Raw genomic sequence first — 252 nt, forward strand, 5'->3', positions numbered from 1 at the left:
AGCACAAATGGGTTCGAACGCGGCCTCGGCTATGGTGGGCTCAGTGCTCACGGCAGCTTCCCTGCGTGCGAGAGTTGACGGAGCTTCGCGCGCAAGGCGGCTTCCGGATCGGCGACGGGGAGCGATTTGGAGACCGCCGTCTCATGGCCACGCGTAGAAGTGCCCTGCTCCTGTTTCTGGCCGAGGACGTGCTCCACCAGGCGCCTCACCGTCGGATTGGCGTAGATGGTCGCCGTTGACACTGCCACAGAT

Annotated in this window: 1 protein-coding gene; it reads right to left on the reverse strand. The window is 64.3% G+C overall.

Annotated features, from left to right (window positions below; all coding sequences use genetic code 11):
• Nucleotides 1-47 precede the first annotated feature (47 nt).
• The coding region (locus EUU22_RS25180; RefSeq protein ID WP_165351079.1) for a hypothetical protein at nt 48-252 on the reverse strand (205 nt) is incomplete at its 5' end.

The organism is Ciceribacter ferrooxidans, from assembly GCF_004137355.1.
Lineage (GTDB): Bacteria > Pseudomonadota > Alphaproteobacteria > Rhizobiales > Rhizobiaceae > Allorhizobium > Allorhizobium ferrooxidans.